The organism is Streptomyces sp. NPDC001393 (assembly GCF_053597455.1).
In genome coordinates this window covers 1-17,776 of sequence record NZ_JBSFIH010000096.1, presented here as the reverse complement: position 1 = coordinate 17,776, position 17,776 = coordinate 1, and the positions used below count along the sequence as shown (strand labels likewise).

General features: G+C 70.3%; 15 protein-coding genes and 4 pseudogenes. 8 read left to right on the top strand and 11 right to left on the bottom strand.

Translation table 11 applies throughout. The features are described from left to right. The 4 genes and pseudogenes from ACWC2T_RS44060 to ACWC2T_RS44045 form a co-directional block, all read left to right on the top strand. A pseudogene (locus ACWC2T_RS44060) lies at nt 1-366 on the top strand (oxidoreductase); the annotation flags it as partial. 752 nt (nt 367-1,118) lie between these two features. After that, complete coding sequence (locus ACWC2T_RS44055) at nt 1,119-1,544, top strand: hypothetical protein (RefSeq protein ID WP_450675918.1); 426 nt, start codon at nt 1,119-1,121, stop codon at nt 1,542-1,544. A 423-nt stretch (nt 1,545-1,967) separates the two neighbouring features. Next, complete coding sequence (locus ACWC2T_RS44050) at nt 1,968-2,867, top strand: YihY/virulence factor BrkB family protein (protein WP_450675917.1); 900 nt, start codon at nt 1,968-1,970, stop codon at nt 2,865-2,867. Nucleotides 2,868-2,935: 68 nt separating this feature from the next. Continuing rightward, nucleotides 2,936-3,164, top strand: a pseudogene (locus tag ACWC2T_RS44045) (NF041680 family putative transposase); the annotation flags it as partial. Between the two features lie 105 nt (nt 3,165-3,269). On the opposite strand, the gene ACWC2T_RS44040 reads toward ACWC2T_RS44045, so the two are convergent. The 9 genes and pseudogenes from ACWC2T_RS44040 to ACWC2T_RS44000 form a co-directional block, all read right to left on the bottom strand. Further along, on the bottom strand, nt 3,270-4,403 hold the full coding sequence (locus ACWC2T_RS44040; RefSeq protein WP_450675916.1) for a nitric oxide synthase oxygenase: 1,134 nt from the start codon (nt 4,401-4,403) through the stop codon (nt 3,270-3,272). 159 nt (nt 4,404-4,562) lie between these two features. Then, the gene (locus ACWC2T_RS44035) at nt 4,563-5,705 is read right to left on the bottom strand and encodes a globin domain-containing protein (protein ID WP_450675915.1); all 1,143 of its coding nucleotides are present in this window, start codon (nt 5,703-5,705) and stop codon (nt 4,563-4,565) included. Nucleotides 5,706-6,331: 626 nt separating this feature from the next. Then, a complete protein-coding gene (locus ACWC2T_RS44030; protein ID WP_385310461.1) occupies nt 6,332-6,463 on the bottom strand; it encodes a hypothetical protein in 132 nt (43 codons plus the stop codon). A 161-nt stretch (nt 6,464-6,624) separates the two neighbouring features. Then, nucleotides 6,625-6,825 carry a hypothetical protein gene (locus tag ACWC2T_RS44025; RefSeq protein WP_450675920.1) on the bottom strand — a complete coding sequence of 67 codons (201 nt, stop codon included), beginning with the start codon at nt 6,823-6,825 and terminating at the stop codon, nt 6,625-6,627. A gap of 74 nt (nt 6,826-6,899) precedes the next feature. Then, complete coding sequence (locus ACWC2T_RS44020) at nt 6,900-7,283, bottom strand: integrase core domain-containing protein (RefSeq protein WP_450675914.1); 384 nt, start codon at nt 7,281-7,283, stop codon at nt 6,900-6,902. Nucleotides 7,284-7,707: 424 nt separating this feature from the next. Next, a pseudogene (locus tag ACWC2T_RS44015) lies at nt 7,708-7,902 on the bottom strand (hypothetical protein); the annotation flags it as partial. A gap of 315 nt (nt 7,903-8,217) precedes the next feature. Continuing rightward, a pseudogene (locus tag ACWC2T_RS44010) lies at nt 8,218-9,692 on the bottom strand (aldehyde dehydrogenase family protein). After that, a complete protein-coding gene (locus ACWC2T_RS44005) occupies nt 9,689-10,582 on the bottom strand; it encodes an NADP-dependent oxidoreductase (protein WP_450675913.1) in 894 nt (297 codons plus the stop codon). Before ACWC2T_RS44005 ends, ACWC2T_RS44010 begins: the two are co-directional and overlap by 4 nt. Continuing rightward, nucleotides 10,579-11,490 (bottom strand): alpha/beta hydrolase fold domain-containing protein, encoded by a 912-nt coding sequence (locus ACWC2T_RS44000; protein ID WP_450675912.1) that lies wholly within the window; start codon nt 11,488-11,490, stop codon nt 10,579-10,581. Before ACWC2T_RS44000 ends, ACWC2T_RS44005 begins: the two co-directional genes overlap by 4 nt. A gap of 70 nt (nt 11,491-11,560) precedes the next feature. On the opposite strand from ACWC2T_RS44000, the gene ACWC2T_RS43995 reads away from it, so the two are divergent. Beyond that, nucleotides 11,561-12,454, top strand: coding sequence for a LysR family transcriptional regulator (locus ACWC2T_RS43995; protein WP_450675919.1), 894 nt, complete (start codon nt 11,561-11,563; stop codon nt 12,452-12,454). A 478-nt stretch (nt 12,455-12,932) separates the two neighbouring features. On the opposite strand, the gene ACWC2T_RS43990 is transcribed toward ACWC2T_RS43995, so the two are convergent. Beyond that, complete coding sequence (locus tag ACWC2T_RS43990; protein ID WP_450675911.1) at nt 12,933-13,805, bottom strand: helix-turn-helix transcriptional regulator; 873 nt, start codon at nt 13,803-13,805, stop codon at nt 12,933-12,935. 141 nt (nt 13,806-13,946) lie between these two features. Between ACWC2T_RS43990 and ACWC2T_RS43985 the strand changes: the two genes are divergently transcribed. The 3 genes from ACWC2T_RS43985 to ACWC2T_RS43975 all read left to right on the top strand — a co-directional run bounded on the left by ACWC2T_RS43985 (nt 13,947) and on the right by ACWC2T_RS43975 (nt 17,233). Next, a complete protein-coding gene (locus ACWC2T_RS43985) occupies nt 13,947-15,203 on the top strand; it encodes an MFS transporter (RefSeq protein WP_450675910.1) in 1,257 nt (418 codons plus the stop codon). Nucleotides 15,204-15,308: 105 nt separating this feature from the next. Continuing rightward, nucleotides 15,309-16,136 (top strand): SDR family NAD(P)-dependent oxidoreductase, encoded by an 828-nt coding sequence (locus tag ACWC2T_RS43980; protein ID WP_450675909.1) that lies wholly within the window; start codon nt 15,309-15,311, stop codon nt 16,134-16,136. Nucleotides 16,137-16,279: 143 nt separating this feature from the next. Then, nucleotides 16,280-17,233, top strand: coding sequence for a hypothetical protein (locus ACWC2T_RS43975; RefSeq protein WP_450675908.1), 954 nt, complete (start codon nt 16,280-16,282; stop codon nt 17,231-17,233). 111 nt (nt 17,234-17,344) lie between these two features. On the opposite strand, the gene ACWC2T_RS43970 is transcribed toward ACWC2T_RS43975, so the two are convergent. After that, on the bottom strand, nt 17,345-17,776 hold a 432-nt coding region (locus ACWC2T_RS43970; RefSeq protein WP_450675907.1), incomplete at its 5' end, for a cytochrome P450.

Sequence of the window (17,776 nt, the reverse complement as noted above, 5' to 3'; positions counted from 1 at the left end):
CTCGGCCGCGACGCCGGCGTCCGGGCCTTCGCCCTGCACCCCGGCGGCATCATCACCCCGCTCCAACGGCACCTGCCCAAGGAGGAGATGATCGAGCGCGGCTGGATCGACGAGGACGGCAACGTGCTCAACCCCGAGGGCTTCAAGACCCCGCAGCAGGGTGCGGCCACCCAGGTGTGGGCGGCGACCTCGCCGCAACTCGACGGGCTCGGTGGCGTCTATCTGGAGGACTGCGACATCGCCGAGGTCGCGCCGGAGGGCGACGAGCGCGTCGGCGTCAAGGACTGGGCGATCGATCCGGCACAGGCGGCTCGGCTGTGGGAGCTCTCGGCGGAACTGACGGGCGTCAACGCGTTCGCCGCCTAGAACTCATGGGACTCCGTAGCAGGTTCGGGGAGCAGTGAGTTCTTGGCCTCGCCCGGTCGCCGTGCCGGGGCCAACCAGCCTTACGGATACGGTACGGCGGTCGCGTGCCGTCCCGCGGAACATGCCTGACGACCGGGTCGGAACGTTTGCCGAGGCTGTGCAGACGATGGGAGCCGGCACTTCGAGCCAGGCTGCCGCGAAACGCCTCGGCCGCACGGCGCAGTCCGCCGAACGGGGATCCGCGGTGAGGCAACCCCCTCGGGAAATCCGACGCCGTGCCACGCGGGTACCGTCTCGACTCACACAGAGGCGACCACCTGGTGTCCCGGTGTGCGGGGTGGGGCAGTCGCCGTGAGCCGAAATCGGTCGCGCCCGGGAAGAGCGTCGGTTGGGGTGCGCCGATGTGCCCGGCGGTCTCCTGCGAGGTCTGCCGGATGAGCATGTCGTCCTGGACTCCTGCGCGCTGCCCCGCGCGAGCGGCCACCGCCGCTCGCCGCGCATCTGCCGGCCTCCGGAAGTGCGCGCACAGGTTCCCGGCGGCTGCGCGGGGGGTGCCACAGCTCGACCAGCAGGGTGATGAGGCGTCACACCTTGCGGCTGCCTTTGCCTGATCACGGATAATTCCGGATGGGGTGGATATGTCGTATATCCGTAACAGTGCAGGCCGGGCACCAACGGGCGGTCGGCCGGCTCATCTGGCGGATCAGCAAGGCGCCCAGGCGTCTTGAGTGGGGGTCCACGGGAGGAAGCCCATGACCAGGACGAGAAGGACCGGGATGAAGGCGCGTGGCGGCCGCCTGGCCGTGGCCGGTGCGCTGGGGACGGCGTCGTTGGCTCTGGCCGCGATGCCCGCGTACGCCAAGGGTGAGGTGGATGTCACGGCGCCGCACACAGCGCATGTCGGCAAGACCTTCACGGTCACGGCGCACGGGGACGACGATGCCGTCCGCCACTTGCGGATGTGCCTGCAACAGCGGAGCGGCGCGCACGCGTGGCGCGAGGTGGCCTGCGGTGCCGTAGTCCCCAGCGGCACGGAGGCGCGGGCCGCCGCGCACGTGAAGAACGCGGTGCGCGGCCCGGTGGACTTCCGTGCGGTGATGTACGGTCTGGCCGGCCCGAGTCATCACCACCCAGTGCGCCGGCGCACGTCCGACCCGGTGACGGTGCACGTGCGCTGAGCCGTCGGCGCGGCCGCGAACAGCGGGCACCCCTACGGAACATCACAGCGTAGCGTAGACACCGGTGCCGGCGAAGTCCGTCCCAGAACAACTGGTGTCGCTCGGAGCCGATGCCCTGGGCCGGATCCCTACCGGTGTCTTCGGCCATGGTCCGTAACGTCCTGCCGCCATGCAGGGCGGGTGAACGGGAAGGGCGCGCGTCGATCACGGATGTGGAGGGACAGGCCCGTGAGTATGTCGGACAAGGCGGACGAGGACGTCGAACCGCCCGGAGAAGCGACCAACGAGGCAGACGGCAGGCAGCCGGCCAACCGGCCTCTGTCCTGCGGACGCCGGCCATCAGTGCACCACACCCCGTGGTGGATGCCGGGATGCGACGAGAGGGCGGTCGGTGTCGGCCGCTGGTGAAGGGGGGCGTGGCCGGTGGGTAGCGAGAGCATCCGTGCCCTGCGCGAGACCGGCAGCCGGATCAGCCGGTGGTGGGCTGCGCTGCGCCGGACCCCTGTGGCGATCTGGAACGACGACGTAACGGACTGGGCCGCCGCTTTGACCTACTACGCGGTCCTGGCCCTGTTCCCCGTGCTGCTGGTGCTTCTTTCGGTGCTGGGGCTCACCATGCCCACGGCGAAACCGGAAGTGATCGACCGGCTCACCCGCGTGGCGCCTGCCGCATCCCGCGACTTGCTGCGCAGTGCCCTGGAACAGATGGCCGGCCAGTCCTCGGCAGCCTGGCTGCTGGTCTCCTTCGGCGCGGCCGGGGCCCTGTGGTCGGGCTCCAGCTATCTGAGTGTCTTTCGCCGCGCTCTGCACGCCATGTACCACGTCAGCTCGCACCGGCCGGTGTGGCGGACGGCCCCCCGCATCATCGTCACGGCCATCACGCTGATCGTCCTTCTCCTGACCACGACGCTCGCTCTGCTGCTGAGCGGCAGCCTGGTACGACGTCTGGGCCGAGCGTTGGAGATGGGCAGCGTTCCCCGGGCTGCATGGGACACCTTGCGCTGGCCTGTTCTGGCCGTGGTGGCCATCGTCCTGGTCCTTGTGCTCTACCGTTCCGGTCCCGCACCGTCGCGTCCGCTGCGAAAGATGGCACCGGGCGGGGGGCTGGCGATCGTGCTCCTGCTGTCGACCTCCCTCGGATTCACCGTCTATGCCTCCCATGTGAGCACCTACCACCGCCTGTACGGCTCCCTGGCCGGGGTCGTGGTCTTCCTCGTCTGGCTGTGGCTGTCCAACCTGGCGCTCCTGGCTGGTGCACAGTTCAACGTCGAGCTCGCCCGGCAGGCCGCCAACGCTCCCGCGCGCGGACATCGACAACCCTGAAGGCCGGTGACGGCAGGGGCCCGGATCCACGCCCGTTCCTCGGGGGTGTGGTCGTCCAGGTGGCCGTTCGAGCGTCCTGGGACCGGCTGCACCCCAGGCTGCCCCACCGCTCTTCCTGGGCAGTCGCCGACGGCACCCTCCCGGTCGTCGAGGGGACGGTGATCCGCCTGGGCATCGACCACTTGCCCAGCGGAGCAACACCGAAGCCGGTCTGGCTGTGGTGGTCGGGCACCGACGCCAGCGCGGCGGACGCCGACCGTCTCTGGCAGGCCTACCTGCGACGCTTCCACATCGAGAAGAGCAAGCCGCAGTGCTGTCAGACCTGCGGTTCCCGGTCGACACACAGACCTGACGGAGTCCTACAAGGGCATCAAGGGCAATCTGCCTACTTCAAGCGCCCTCTCAGGCTGCGCCGTAGGGGCACCCCTGCGGCACCTCTGCGGTCCGGTGCACGAAGGCCGGCCGTAGCTCGGGATCCTCGGGGTCGTAGTAGCGGTGGAACACCGCGGTCGCCCCTCCGGACAGGGGCGGGACGATCCAGCTCCAGTCGGTCGGCACAGGGCGCCCGTGCCGCCTCTCGCGGTCCACGTGCGCGAGGAACCGCCGCGACTCCGTGTGGTGGTCGGCCATGCTCACCCCCGCCTGCTCGTAAGAATGCAGGACCGCCAGGTTGAGCTCGACCAGGGCGCGGTCGCGCCACAGAGTGCGCTCGTTGCGGGTGTCGAGGCCGAACAGCTCGGCGACGGCGGGCAGCAGGTTGTAGCGGTCGGTGTCGGCGAGGTTGCGCGAGCCGATCTCGGTGCCCATGTACCAGCCGTTGAAGGGCGCGGCCGGGTACGTGACCCCGCCGATCTCCAGCGACATGTCGCTGACGGCCGGCACCGCGTACCAGCGCAGACCGAGGGCGGCGAACCCGGGATGGCGCGGATGCGTCAACGGCACCTCCAGCACGGCGTCCTCGGGCACCTCGTAGAACTCCGGAGTCCGGCCGGAGCCGGGCTGCACCAGCAACGGCAGTATCTCGAAGGGTGTTTCACCGCCTTTCCAGCCCAAGTCCCGGGCCAGCGCCACCCGGTGAGCGCTGCGCGGGTCGTCCGAGTAGCGCACCAACTGCTCGCCCAGCAGCGTGGCGGCGGGACGGCCGGGGCGATCGGGGGCGAAGACGCTGATGACCGGCCGGATACGGCCTCCGTTGGTCGCGATCCGCAGATGCTCGAAGCACTCACTGGCGATGTCGTCGGGATGCGTGACGTGCCGCAGGTCCCGCACGATCAGATTGTTCCAGTAGAGCCGGCCTATGCAGCGCGCCGCGTTGCGCCAGGCCACCCGCGCGCCGTACGCCACCTCCGCCGCAGTGTGTTCGTACGTGCCGAAGCGCTCCACCTCCGCGGTGACCTCCGCGAGCCGCCGACGCGGGTCGCCGTCGCCCGGGTTCTCGGCGGCGTACTGCCGGATGAACACCTCGGCGGCCGCCAGGACGGCCTCGTGCGCCGACGGTCGGCGCGGAGCCGGGTCGGACGAAGGGGGGAGTTGCATCGGATTCTCTCCTGCTCGGGATCTGGTGCTCACACGAGCCCGGCGCGCCGGCGGTGGTACGGCGGCCGCACGGCCGGGAGCGGACGGGGCGATGCCGAGTCCGGCAGGCGGGCGCGGCAAGCGAGTGGTTGCACGGCCGGGGCCGGGTCGGCCGGACGCTCAGTCCTCGGGCGGTTCCCGCAATTTCCGGGGCAGTAACGCGGCCTCGAGTGCGGGCACGTCGAAGGGGTCGAAATGGATCCGCTCCTGCGGGATGCCCTGCCGGGCCAGGGTGGCGCTGGCCTGCGTGACCATGTCCACCGGGCCGGAGAGGAACGCCTCGTGCCGGTACCACGGCCCGAACTCGTTCAGCACCCGCGGCAGGCTACCCTCCAGCCCCGCAATACGCTCGTGCGACACCGCGGCCCGCACAGAGAGCCAGTGGTGCCGCTGGGACATCCTGAGCATGTCGTCCAGGCCGTAGAGCTCCTCGGCGGTCCGAGCGCCGACGAAGACGTCGACGTAGCGCTCTGTCCCGGTGCGGGCCGCGTCCTCGACCAGGGCCTTGATGGGGGCCATGCCGGTCCCGCCGGCCACGCACACCAGATCCCGGTCGCTGCGCGGGTCGAGCGTCATGTCGCCCTGAGTGGGTCCGAGCCGCACCACGTCCCCGGGCTTGGCGCTGTAGACCAGGCCTTGGCTGACCTGGCCCTGGGCGACCGCACGCACGTGGAAGGTCACGGTGTTGTCCGGTCGCGGCGCGTGCGCGGGCGAGTAGTAGCGCCACGTCTTGGGGTGCCAGGGCGTCTCCACGCTCGCGTACTGGCCTGCCGTGTACGGGTAGGGCGCGTCGGGCCGCACGGTGATTTCCGCGATGCCATGGCCGCGGTGCAGGTGGTGGATGATCTCCGCCTCCCACACCGCGGGCGCCGTGCGGGCGTCCTCCCCCGCGGCGTGCATCATCACCTGCGCGACGACGCCGTATCCGTGCGTCCATGCGGCGGCCAGCTCCGGACTCCACGCCGGGCCGGCGTAGCGGGCCAGGGATGCGAGCAGGCACTCGCCCACCGCGGGGTAGTGGCCGTTCAGCGCCCCGAACTTGCGGTGGTCGCGACCGAGCCGGCCGCAGAACCGGATCAGGTTCTCCGGGTCGTCGACGAGGTCGACGATCTGCAGCAGCCCGCGCAGCAACCGGTCGCGCTGGACGTCCAGGTTGTGCGGGAAGAGCCCGCGCACCTCGGGGTAGCGTGCGAACAGAATGGCGTAGAAATACACCGTCATGTCCGCTGCGTACGCGCCGACCACGGCCACACTCGCGCGCATCAGGGCGATTTCCTCAGCAGTCAGCGGCACGAGGTCCGGCAGCGGACTCGGCGCCGGGGGCGAGGGAGTGGAAGGAGGCGCTGCTGATTCCGGTGACTGCGCCGTGGCATCCGGTGCGTCACGGCGTCCTCGCGACGCACGGGAGAATATCACCGGGCGCCTCCCGCTTCAGATTGAATCGTCATCACCATGAGGGAAAATCAGTGTCAGAGCAGTGGGGAGCGGAGACTGCCGCGACCGGTGCACATCCGGTCGCGGTTGCCGGGTACAGGCCGATGACCGGCACGGGGTTCCGCGGCGGATACCCATCCAGCACCCAGAAAGGGTCCGCCATTCGGCTGTGGCGCCGTCTCGATACGACGCCAGGGATCAACTTGACTGGTACACAGGTAACTTGGGAACGGACGGGGCGGAACTCCCTGGGATGTCCTGCCGTTCGGTGGCGATCGACAGGACCGCATTCACCCTAATACACAATCTTCACCCGTCAACCAAAGGATAGGCACGACCTCGCCGCCACTCGCGTGCCTTCGCCCCACAGGCCGGCCTGCCACGCGTGTGTTCGGCGCCGAGGAGGGAGAGTGGACGCGGAACCGACCGGAAGAAGTGTGTGGAACTGGCCGGAATCAGACCGCGGCGCGGCAGCCCGGCAACTCCGCGAAATCCGCGTCCGCTTCTGCCGGTGAGATGCCGAAGCCTGCTCGAATTGCCACCCGAAACCAGTCGGTGTCGGGAGCTGCGGTGGATTCAGAAGTCATGGCTCACGACAGCGTAATACCGAGTGAATTCACCGAGATGAACATGATCTCTGTCGGTAAATCCGGATAACCGGGGCACTCGGGTTCCCGGGCAGCGGTATGGGTGACCCGCGTGAAAACCCTGGTTCGGGCTGATGATCCGGCCGTTTGTGTTCCTGCTGTCAGGCTGCTTGCTGGTGCTCGTTGATGGGGCCGCCGAGTAGTCGAGTGCGGCGGACGCGGCCACCGAAGGGGATGACAGGTGCCGTCTGGCTGGTCTCCGAGGCTTGGGGAGATCGTTGGTGTGGGGACCGGTGGGGGCGGTGCCGGTTGTAGGGGTCGGTGTAGGTCTTCGGGTCGGTGCGCAGATGCCGTTCGTTCATGATGAGCAGGCGGTCGGTGCACTCGCGGCGGACGGTGCCGGCCCTGCGGCTGCCGAATATTTCGTCCGACCAGGTCAGGCGGCGTGTCGGTACTCGTGGATCACTCCGGAGAGCCGGTTCCGGCGGCGTATGTCCAGACGGGAGATCCGTCCGATATCGGTGATTGGTTCGGGGACAGCGCGCAGTGGTGCGGCCTGGTTCATTGCTTGATGGGGCCGGTGGGTGTTGTGGTGCTGCTCGAACTGGCGGAGGGCGTGGCGCAGGTGGCGCTCGTTCCAGGTGAGGGTGCGGTCCAGGAGTTCGTGGCGGCAGGTCTGGACCCAGCGCTCCATGATGGCGTTCATGCGCGGCATCCGGTCGCCGGTGAGCACGACCTGGATGCCGGCCTCGCCCAGGATCTGGTCGAAGAGTGCCGGGAACTTCGCGTCCCGGTCTCGGCCCGGAATCTTCGACGACACCCCCACGCGCGAACGCCAACCGATCGCCGCGGAGCACCTGCGCCTGCTGCGCACCGTCGCGCCCGTCACCGACCAGCTGTACCTGGTCTTCTCGACATGGCAGCGGCCACGATCTGGTCGTCCAGACGGGGGTCGCGGCGGCAGCCGCGCAGGACGAGAGCGAGGCCGCGGCGGGCTTCGGCGAGCAGATGTCGGCGGTGGAAGTGCCGCCGTCGTTCATCACGAACACCGCCACGGTGACGTCGACGGCCGCCAGGGCGACATCGACCACGGCGGCGACCCGGGTCCGGATCGCCGCGGCCGCGGCGCGGGCGTGCTCGACGAGGGAGTTGATGATGTCGACGGCTACCCCGGAGGTGCGGATCGCGCTCTCCTTCCACTCCTTGCGCAGCTTGGCGAGGGGCCGGGCCTTCTGCTTCGGCGGGCGCGTCATCTTCGCGGCGATCCGGTTCAGCCTGGCGCGGGCCCGCTCGGAGACCACGGGCAGGAACTTCGGCTCGCCGTCGTCGTCGACGGCGGTGACGTACTCGTGCTCCAGCCCGGCCAGGCAGGCGGCGATCCGGTCGCTGCGCCGGGAGGTCCAACGGATCAGCTCTCGCGGCACCCCGGCGATCTCCATCACCGGCCGGCGCCCCGGGGTGACGGCGCGCACGCGAGCGCGTCATCCGCGCGACGCTCGACGAAAGTCCCTTCGCCTGCTGCGAACCAGAGGAGCTGAACCGGCTCGCGGAGATCCTCCAGCGGGCACTGAGCCGCATGGATCGTCAGACGGTTTCCCGCACTGCGCCACCCTCAGTGTGATGCCGCAAGGTGAAGGGTGAGGTCCGTCGCCAGTGATGGCTCTGCCGCGCTCCTGTCGTGACGAGACGGCCACGCGCCACGGCGACACATGCGTGCTGCTACCGGCGGCGTCCCGGGTGACGGTCTTTGAAGCTCAGGGAGTGTAAATGTCAGTGACGGCGCGCCACTGTGGGATGGGGGCCAAGCCCGTGGGGAAGCGGATCATCTTCGGGTAGGTGAATTCGCGCAATGTGTCGATGGCGTGCTCGCGCCCGTAGCCGCTGTGCTTGGTGCCTCCGAAGGGGGTGCCGAGGACGCCGCGGAAGTAGTTGTTGACGAACACCATCCCGACGTCCAGCCGCCTGGCCACCCGGAACGCGGTCGCGCTGTCGCGGCTGTAGACCCCGGCCAACAGCCCGTAGTCCGATTCGTTGGCGATCTCGACGGCCTCGTCCTCCGAGGAGAACGCGGTGACCGTGACCACCGGGCCGAAGATCTCCTCGGCCGCGATGCGCATGTTCCGGGTCACCCCGGTGAACAGTGTCGGCGGGACGAAGAACCCCTGCGCCAGTGCCGGGTCGGCGGGCAGGGCGCCTTGGGCTGCGACCGTGGCGCCTTCGGCCTGGCCGATGCGGATGTAGTCCAGTACCCGCTGCCGCTGCGCTCGGGAGACCACCGGTCCGACGTGCGTGGCCGGGTCCGCGCCGGGGCCTGTGCGCAGCGCGCCGACCCCGGCGGCCAAGCGGGCGACGAACTCGTCGTGTACGTCCCGGTGCACCAGGACCCGGGACGCCGCGGTGCACGCCTCGCCCTTGTTGTAGAACCCGCCGTCGAGCGCGTCACGCGCCGCGAGCTCCAGGTCGGCGTCGGGGAAGACGATGAACGCGTTCTTCCCGCCGAGCTCCAGCAGCGCCGGGGCCACCCGGTCGGCGGCCGCGCGCGCGACCGCTCTGCCGGTGGCGGTCGAGCCGGTGAACGAGACCATCCGCACCAGCGGGTGCGCGACCAGCGCCTGCCCGGCGACAGGGCCCGTACCCGGTACGACATGCAGGACATCCGGTGGCAGTACGGTGTTGAGCAGGTCCACGATGCGCATCACGCTCAGCGGGGCCTGCTCGCCGGGTTTGAGGACGACGGTGTGCCTGCCGCGAGTGCCGGGGCGATCTTCCCGCCGGTGTGGATCGGCGGCCAGTTGAACGGGATGATCCCGCCGACCACGCCCAGCGGCTCGCGCACGGTGGAAGCGTAGATGTTCCCGGTGTCGTAGAACTCGCCGGGCAGCTTGTCGGCCAGCGCCCCGAAGAACTGGAACACCCCGATCAGGAAGCCGACATCGTGCAAGCGCGCGTCGGCGACCGGCTTGCCGTTTTCCCGTGACACAAGCTCGGCGAGCTCGTCGGCCTGGGCGGCCAGGACTTCCGCAGCGCGCAGGAGGAGCTCGGCACGTTCGGAGGGGGCACGCCACCTCCAGTCCCGGGTGAACGCGCGGTGGGCGGCCTGCACGGCGGCGTCGAGCTCGGGGACGCCGCCTCCCTGGATCGTGGTGATCACGTCGCCGGTGGCGGGGTTCTCGACCGTGAATCGGTCTTCGGCGCGGTCGGAGCACCAGCGGGTGGTGGTGACGGTCATGGCAGCAGGACGACCTTTCCATGGGTGTGGCGCGCTTCGACGAGCTGGAAGGCGCGCCGGACGTCAGCGAGCGGGAACGTCGCGGCGATCGGGAGTTCCAGTCGGCCGGTCGCGGCGAGATCGGCCAGGTGGGTGAGGACCTCTCGGCTGGTGCCGGCCATGCTGCCGTCGGTGCGGGCGCCGATCTCGGCGGCCTTGTCGAAGGCGATGACCGTGTTGATGCGCGACGGCGGGATGCCGAGCTGCACCGCCAGGTCGAGGTACGCCGGGCCGTGCAGGTCGATGAACGCGTCGATGCGGAACGCCTCCAACTCACGGCGCAGATCGGAGCCGTAGGCGATGGGGATCGTGCCCTTGCCCGCCAACCAGGCGTGGTTGGCCTCGGACGCGATGGCGAGCACCGTGGCGCCGGCGTGGCGCAGCAGCTGGACGGCGATGCTGCCCACGCCGCCGGCCGCGGCCGATACGGCCACCACCTCGCCCTCGCTGACGCCGACCGCTTTCGTGGCGGCGAACGCGGTGGCGCCCGCGACGTACAGCGACCCGGCGGCCGCCCAGCCGAGACCGGTCGGCTTGGTCACCACCTGGGTCTCGGGTACGAGAACGTACTCGGCGTGGCTCGCCCGGTCCCACGTCCAGCCGAGCACCTCGGCGCCGGTACCGGCCACCACGCCCGCGAAGTCGCTTCCCTGGCCGGAGGGAAACGTCGCAGGGAAGCGTTCGGCCAGCACACCGGAACGGATCGCGGCCTCACCGGGGTTGATCCCGGCCGCTTTGACCTTGACCAGCACCTGGCCCGGACCCGCTGTGGGCACGGCGACGTCGGCAAGGTAGAGCACGTCCCGACCGCCGTAACGGTCGAACCGCACCGCACGCATCGTCGCGGTCATCGCGAAGCCCCGGAGATGAACGCCGCAGCCAGGAAGCCGCTCACCCTCCGCAGCGCGGCCTCGCCTTCCTCCAGCATCGCGGCGAATGCCTGGAACAGGTGCGGGACACCGGGAGTGACCTCGAGGGTGACGGCGACGTCGTCCGCAGCGGCGCGCGCTGCGAGCCTGATCGCGTCGTCGAGCAGCAGCTCGTTCGACCCGGCCTGGATCAGCAGCGGCGGCAGGCCGCGCAAGTCGGCGAACACGGGACTGATCAGCGGATCCGAAGCGTCGGCTGCGCCCACGTAGTCCTTGGCTCGCACGGCGATGGCCTCAGGGCTGAACGAGGGGTCGACCGCGGTCTTGGTCGTCATGCTCGCCCCGGTCAGCGTCAGGTCCGCGTACGGCGAGAACAGGATGCCCGCGGCCGGCATCGGGAGGCCGTGCTCACGGGCGGACACCAGCAGTGCCGCGGCCAGACCCGCCCCGGCGGACTCACCCACCACGGCGACACCCGCAGGACCGGTGTCCCGGGTCTTGTCGAGCACGGCGCGATAGGCGGCCAGGGCGTCGTCCAGTGCGGCCGGGTAGGGGTGTTCGGGTGCGAGCCGGTAGTCGACCGAAATGACCTTCATGCCGGTCAGCCGGGCGACGTTTGAGGCGAGAGCGGCCGACGTACGGGCCGAGCCGAAGACGTAGAAGCCGCCGTGGAACCAAAGCAGAGTGCCTATCGGGGCGGCGCCATCGATGCCGATCTCCAGCACCGGGACGCCGCCGAGGCTGCCGGGGGTGAGGACCACGTCGTCGGGCAGCGGGCGAGAGGTGAGCATCCGGGTGAAAACCTCCCGCTGCCGCAGATGGTCGCCGCCGATCTCCAGCGGGCCGGTACGGAACAGGGTGTCGAGCGCCTCGCGCTGTTCTCTACTCATGCACCCAGCGTCCTTGGCCAGGAGATATGCGGCAATGCCATATCCTGCATACACTGTATGCGTGCCACGCATGGAATCGGTCGACCTGAACCTCCTGGCCCCGCTGCACGCGCTGCTCGAAGAACGGCACGTCTCCCGCGCGGCGGCCCGGCTGCACATGAGCCAGCCATCGATGAGCCGGGCACTGCAACGCCTGCGCGCCACCCTCGGCGACGAGCTGCTCGTGCGCGGTCCCGGCGGATACCGGCTCACCCCGCGGGCCGAGCGCATCCAGGCCGAGTTGCAGCACGCACTCCCACGCCTGGAGCACGTCTTTTCCGGAGAGGCTTTCGACCCGGCGACAGCGGCACGCGCATTCCGGCTGGCTGGAACCGACTACACCGTCTCAGTGCTCAGCGGGGCGCTGCTCGGGAGGGTGTTCGAGCAATCGCCCGCCTCCACGGTGCTCTTCTCCCGTTGGCACCATGCCGTGTTCGCCGACGCCGAACACGGCATCGTGGACCTGCTGATCCACGGCGGCACACCGCCACCGCCACTGCGCTCGCACGTGCTGTTCGACGAGGGATACTCCTGCCTGATCTCCAGCCACCACCCGCTCGCACAGAGCTCCGTCATGTCGCTGGAGGATTACCTGAACTGCGCCCACATCGTCGTCGACGTCACTGACGGGCGGCAAGGACACGTCGACCGGCGCCTCGAATCACTGGGCAGACCGAGGCGAGCGAGCGTGACCGTGCCCTACCACGCGGCGGCCGCCAGCGCGGTCCCGGGAACCCAGTTGGTGGCGACCCTGCCGACGAGGTTCGCCATCCAGCACGCGGCCCCGGGCGTCACCACCGTCATCCCGGCACCGGACGAAATCGGCCCGATGAGCTACGCGATGTCCTGGCACCCCCGCCTGGACGACGACACCGGCCACCGCTGGCTCCGCGACACGATCATCTCCACGCTGAACACCAGCTGACACAGACACAAGAAGCCGCCATCCAAGCCACGCCACCTCCTCGCACCCGTGGCGCGCGATGCCCCTTCTCTGTCGGACGGGAGGTCAGGCTGAATGGGGTGAGCTGGAGGGAACTGTCGCACCGGGTCCTACGCCGCCCTCAGTCTCCGAGGCAGCAGAGTCGCAGAGGCTGCTGCTGGTGCAGCCGTCCGACGACGCAAAGTGGAGGTTTCGGCCCGCTCGGGGGCACCCACGTCCGGCTTGCCGGGCCGGGCAGCTCGCGCATCGCCAGGCCGTTGTCTGCCGCAAGATGCCAGTGACTCGTCGTCGGACCACGGACACGTCGAGCCGGCGTTGCCGCGCCGACCGTGCTTCCGCGGCGCCCGCCTGATCCACGGCTCGCGCGAGGACTCATGACGACACCTTGCCCGCCTCTCGCTCGCATCACGCGGCTGTCTGCGCGGTCAAGGTTGTTCAGGCGAGGAGCCTGCCCCCGTCATCAGGTTGTGCGCGCGGTGGATGCCTTGGCTGCCGCTCGTGCGGGCCGGCCGGGGCGGGGGTCGTCGGCGAGAGCGCGCAGCAGGACGAGGGCGTCGGCGCTGGGGGTGCCGGGTTCAGCCGAGTAGACCAGCAGTCGCTGGCCGGGGGCGCTGGCGACGGTGAACGACTCGTAGTGCAGGTACATCTCGCCGACCTGCGGGTGCCACAGCGGTTTGTCGTCGCTGGTGCACGGCCGGACGTCGTACCGGGCCCACAGGTCGGCGAAGGCCGGACTGCGCAACGAGAGTTCACCGATGACCTGGGCGACGCGCGGGTCATCAGGAAAGGGGGCAGTCTGCGCGCGTAGGCTGCTGACCAGGCCGCGGGCGGCGCGGTCCCAGTCCAGGTAGAACCGGCGGCCGGCCGGGTCGAGGAACAGCATTCGCAGCTGGTTGTCCATCCGGGCGAAGCCGCTGTAGAGCTGCCCGGCGGAGCGGTTGGCGGCCAGGATGTCCAGTGCCGGGCCGACGACGCAGGCCGGCAGGTCCAGGAAGTGGTCCATCAGCCGCCGCAGCTCGGGGCTGACGGTGGTCACCGGGCCGGCGGCGGTTCGCGGCGCGGGCTGGGCCAGCCGGAACAGGTGCGCGGCGGCGTCGTCGTCGAGGTGCAGGGCGCGGGCGACGGCACCGAGCACCTGCTCCGAGGGATGCCGTTCGCGGCCCTGCTCGAGGCGGGTGTAGTAGTCGGTGCTGACCCCGGCGAGCAGCGCGACCTCCTCCCGTCGCAGGCCCTTGACCCGGCGGGAGGTGTGCGACGGCAGGCCCGCCCGCTCCGGCGAGACCAGGTCGCGACGGGCGCGCAGGAAGGTGCCGAGCTCGTTTGCCCTCGTCATACCCGCAACGGTACCGCCGCCTTCAGGGGGAGAGCCTGGGTGTGTCGCACCCTGGCTGGGAGGGGGTGCAACACACCCTTCTTCGTCGGCCGCCGCCTTCCTAGCGTTGCTTCCGGAACAACGTCCGGAAGGTGAACAGATATGCGTCAGTCGGTGGGTGTGCCCGAGAAGGCCGCACCGCGGCGGATGAATCCCGCACTGACCCTGGTACTGGCGGTGGCCTGCGGGCTGACCGTCGCCAACCTCTACTACGCGCAGCCGCTGCTCGACCTCGTCGCCCGCTCCTTCGACGTCAGCCAGGGCGCGGCCGCGACCGTGGTGACACTGACCCAGACCGGGTACGCCCTCGGCCTGCTGTTCGTGCTGCCGCTCGGCGACCTGGTCGAGAACCGCAGGCTCGCGACGCGGACGCTGCTCGTGACGGCGACCGCGCTGCTGCTCGCCGCAGCGAGCCCGGTGTTCGGGATGTTCCTCGCCGTCTCGGTGCTGGTGGGGACCACGTCCGTGGTCGCGCAGGTCCTCGTGCCGTTGGCGGCTCACCTGGCCCCGGCCGACCAGCGTGGCAAGGTCGTCGGCCGGGTCATGAGCGGTCTGCTGACCGGCATCCTGCTCGCGCGGACGGTGTCGAGCCTGGTCGCTGACCTGCTCGGCTGGCGTGCGATCTACGTGATCTCCGCGGTCGTGATGCTCGCCCTCGCCGTCGTCCTGCGCCGGCTGCTGCCGCAGCGCGCTCCGGACCACGCGGCCGGCTACGTCGCGCTGTTGGCCAGCCTGGGCGGGCTGGTGCGCAGCGAGCCCGTGCTGCGTCGACGGGCCCTGTGCCAGGCGACGATGTTCGGCGCGTTCACCACGTTCTGGACGACCATCGCCTACGAGCTCATCGACGAGCACCACTTCGGCCAGGTCCAGATCGCCCTGTTCGCGCTGGTCGGTGCCGGCGGTGCTGCCGCCGCGCCGGTCGCCGGGCGGATCGCCGATCGTGGGCACGGCCGAACCGCCAGCGGCGTCGCGCTGCTGCTCGCCTCGTGCGCGTTCGTGCTCGCCGCGCTCGGGCACGGCAGCGTGCCGCTGCTCGCCGTTGCCGCGGTGCTGCTGGACTTCGCCGTGCAGTGCCACCAGGTGCTGAGCCAGGCCGAGATCTACGCCCTGCGCGCCGATGCCCGAGCCCGGATCAACACCGTCTTCATGACTACCGTCTTCGTCGGCGGCGCCACCTCCTCCGCCGTCGCCGGCGCACTGCACACCGCCTACGGATGGTCCGGCGTCTGTGCCTTCGGGACGGTGCTGCCGCTGGCCGGCCTGCTGATGTGGGCCCACGGCCAGTGGACGGCGCGCACCCAGGCGTCGGCGGACGCCGTACGGGCGGCCGAGGCCGCGCACATGGCGGATGTCGCCTGACACGCCGAGGCCGGCCGGCCCCGCCCACCGCCGCCATTCATCCGCGCCGCCAGACACCGGCGCAGGCCTGCCCGAGCCGGCACTCCACCTGTAACTGGAGCACACATGAGCAAGATCTGGTTCATCACCGGCGCCGCAAGGGGCTTCGGGCGCGAGTGGGCGACCGCCGCCCTCGAACGCGGCGACCGGGTGGCCGCGACGGCTCGGGACACCGCCGCACTCGCCGACCTCGTCGCGGCGTACGGCGACCTGGTCCTCCCGCAGCGGCTCGACGTCATCGACCGCGCCGCTGCTTTCGCGGCCGTGCGGGCGGCGCACGAGCACTTCGGCCGGCTCGACGTCATCGTCAACAACGCCGGGTACGGGCAGTTCGGCATGATCGAGGAGATCAGCGAGTCCGAGGCACGCGCCCAGGTGGACACCAATCTGTTCGGCGCGCTCTGGGTGACGCAGGCCGCGCTGCCCCTCCTGCGCGCGCAGGGCTCGGGACACATCCTGCAGGTCAGCTCGATCAGCGGCGTCTGCGCCTTCCCCAACACCGGCATGTACGCCGCCTCGAAATGGGCCCTGGAAGGCCTCAGCCAGTCGCTGGCTCAGGAAGTCGCACTGTTCGGCATCAAGGTCACGCTGGTCGAACCCGCCGCGTACGCCACCGGCTTCGGCGGCCCGTCCGCGCGCACCGCGACGCCCCACCCGGCGTACACCGAGCTCCTGACGCACGTTCAGCAGGCCAGGCGGCGGCGCCACGGGACGCTCGGCGACCCGGCCGCCACCCGGGCCGCCGTGCTCCGGCCCGTCGACGAGGCCGAGCCGCCGCTGCGGGTCTTCCTCGGTGACGGACCACTCGCCACCGCGACCGCCGAGTACCGGACGCGGCTGGAGACCTGGCGCAGCTGGGAGCCGCTCTCGGTCGAAGCCCACGGCAAGCGCTGAGAACTTACCGGCCCCACTGGGTGGGATGCCGTCCGAACCGGGGCCCGGCGGGCGTCGGTACTGCCGTGCCGACACGCGCCGACCACCTCACCTCATTACTTCCCGCATCGCCCTGGGCGCGGGACGACCAAGGAGACAACCCCGTGCACAACATCGGCAGGACTTCGATCCTCGCTGCGGCACTGACCGCCGCCGTCGCGGGCCTCGCCGTACCGGCGTCCGCGGCCACTCCACCGCTCGACGACGTCCGGGTGGTCAGACACCTCGACCTGGCGGCCGGCCGGCAGCCGGAGAACCTGACCATCGAGCCGGACGGCTCCATCGACCTGACCATGTCCTTCTCCCACCAGATCGACCGGCTCACCCCGGACGGCGGCCTGGACGTCCTGGCCACTCTCCCCGCCCCGCCGGACGGGACCAGTGCGCCGCTCACTGGCCGCGCCTTCGTCGGCGGCGTCGTCCGTCTCCCGGACGGCACCCTGTACGTCCTGTACTCGGCGGGCACCGACGTCCTCACCGGGCTGTGGCGGATCCCGCCCGGCGGCAGCCCGAGCCGGGTGGCCGCCATGCCCGGCACAAGCGTCCCCAACGGCCTGGCCCTGCACCACGGATTCCTCTACGCGAGCGACTCCGCCCTCGGCGCCGTCTGGCGCATCCCGCTCACCGGCGGAGCAGCGACCGTCTGGCAGGAATCCCCTGATCTTGCAGCCAGCCCCGGCAACTTCGGTGCCAACGGGCTGAAGATCCGCGACGACGCGGTCTGGGTCACCAACATGGACCGGGGAACACTGCTGCGCATCCCGATCGGCTGCCACGGCGGGCCCGGCGCGGTCCGCACCGTCGCCACCGGTCTGGGCACGGTGGACGACTTCGCCTTCACCGGCGACGACGATGACGTCCTGGTCACCAACAACCAGGGCAACGAGGTCGAACTCGTCCGCACCGACGGCTCGCACACCGTGGTCCTCACCGCCGACGACGGACTGCAGAACCCCACCTCCCTTGCCCGCCGCGGCGACACGGTGTACATCGCGAACGCCGCCTACTTCACCGCCACCGATCCGAACCTGCTCTCCGCCCGGATCCTGAACCGGTAACGAGGCAGGCGCTCGATGGTGCAGGTGGCCCGTCGGAAACTGCTGGCTCGGCTACGAAGGAATAGCTTGGTTATTATGCGATGAAGGGGGGCAGGAGACCCCCTCATCGCATCAGTAAGTCACCACAGGGAGGCTGCGCAGTCCCCGTTTGTAAAACGTCGGCCACCACTCCAACTCGTCAGGCGCTACAGCCAGTTCAAGCACAGGGAATCGGTCCAGGAGCGATCGTACGGCGATTTCCGCTTCCATCCGTGCGAGCGGGGCGCCAAGGCAGTAGTGCACTCCGTAGCCGAACGCCAGGTGAGTTGGTGCACGGCGCGGGTCGAACACGTCGGGAGACGCGAACTCTCGCCCGTCCCGGTTCGCCGAAGCGATGGAGACCCAGACGCGGCTGCCGGCCGGGATGAGAGCGTTCCCGATGCTGACGTCTTCGAGGACAAAGCGGCGTACTGCCAGTGCGAAAGGGGGGTTCCAGCGCAGCGTCTCCTCGACCACCGACCGTATCGGGACGGCGCCACCTCGCACTGCCGTCAGCAGTTGGGG

Excerpts from the sequence above, each read along its gene's own strand:
- ACWC2T_RS44055 (WP_450675918.1), top strand. The coding sequence starts at position 1,119 with ATGACCAGGACGAGAAGGACCGGGATGAAGGCGCGTGGCGGCCGCCTG.
- ACWC2T_RS44040 (WP_450675916.1), bottom strand. The coding sequence starts at position 4,403 with ATGCAACTCCCCCCTTCGTCCGACCCGGCTCCGCGCCGACCGTCGGCG.
- ACWC2T_RS44035 (WP_450675915.1), bottom strand. The coding sequence starts at position 5,705 with ATGCGCGCGAGTGTGGCCGTGGTCGGCGCGTACGCAGCGGACATGACG.
- ACWC2T_RS44030 (WP_385310461.1), bottom strand. The coding sequence starts at position 6,463 with ATGACTTCTGAATCCACCGCAGCTCCCGACACCGACTGGTTTCGGGTG.
- ACWC2T_RS44025 (WP_450675920.1), bottom strand. The coding sequence starts at position 6,825 with ATGAACGAACGGCATCTGCGCACCGACCCGAAGACCTACACCGACCCC.
- ACWC2T_RS44005 (WP_450675913.1), bottom strand. The coding sequence starts at position 10,582 with ATGACCGCGACGATGCGTGCGGTGCGGTTCGACCGTTACGGCGGTCGG.
- ACWC2T_RS44000 (WP_450675912.1), bottom strand. The coding sequence starts at position 11,490 with ATGAGTAGAGAACAGCGCGAGGCGCTCGACACCCTGTTCCGTACCGGC.
- ACWC2T_RS43995 (WP_450675919.1), top strand. The coding sequence starts at position 11,561 with ATGGAATCGGTCGACCTGAACCTCCTGGCCCCGCTGCACGCGCTGCTC.
- ACWC2T_RS43990 (WP_450675911.1), bottom strand. The coding sequence starts at position 13,805 with ATGACGAGGGCAAACGAGCTCGGCACCTTCCTGCGCGCCCGTCGCGAC.
- ACWC2T_RS43985 (WP_450675910.1), top strand. The coding sequence starts at position 13,947 with ATGCGTCAGTCGGTGGGTGTGCCCGAGAAGGCCGCACCGCGGCGGATG.
- ACWC2T_RS43980 (WP_450675909.1), top strand. The coding sequence starts at position 15,309 with ATGAGCAAGATCTGGTTCATCACCGGCGCCGCAAGGGGCTTCGGGCGC.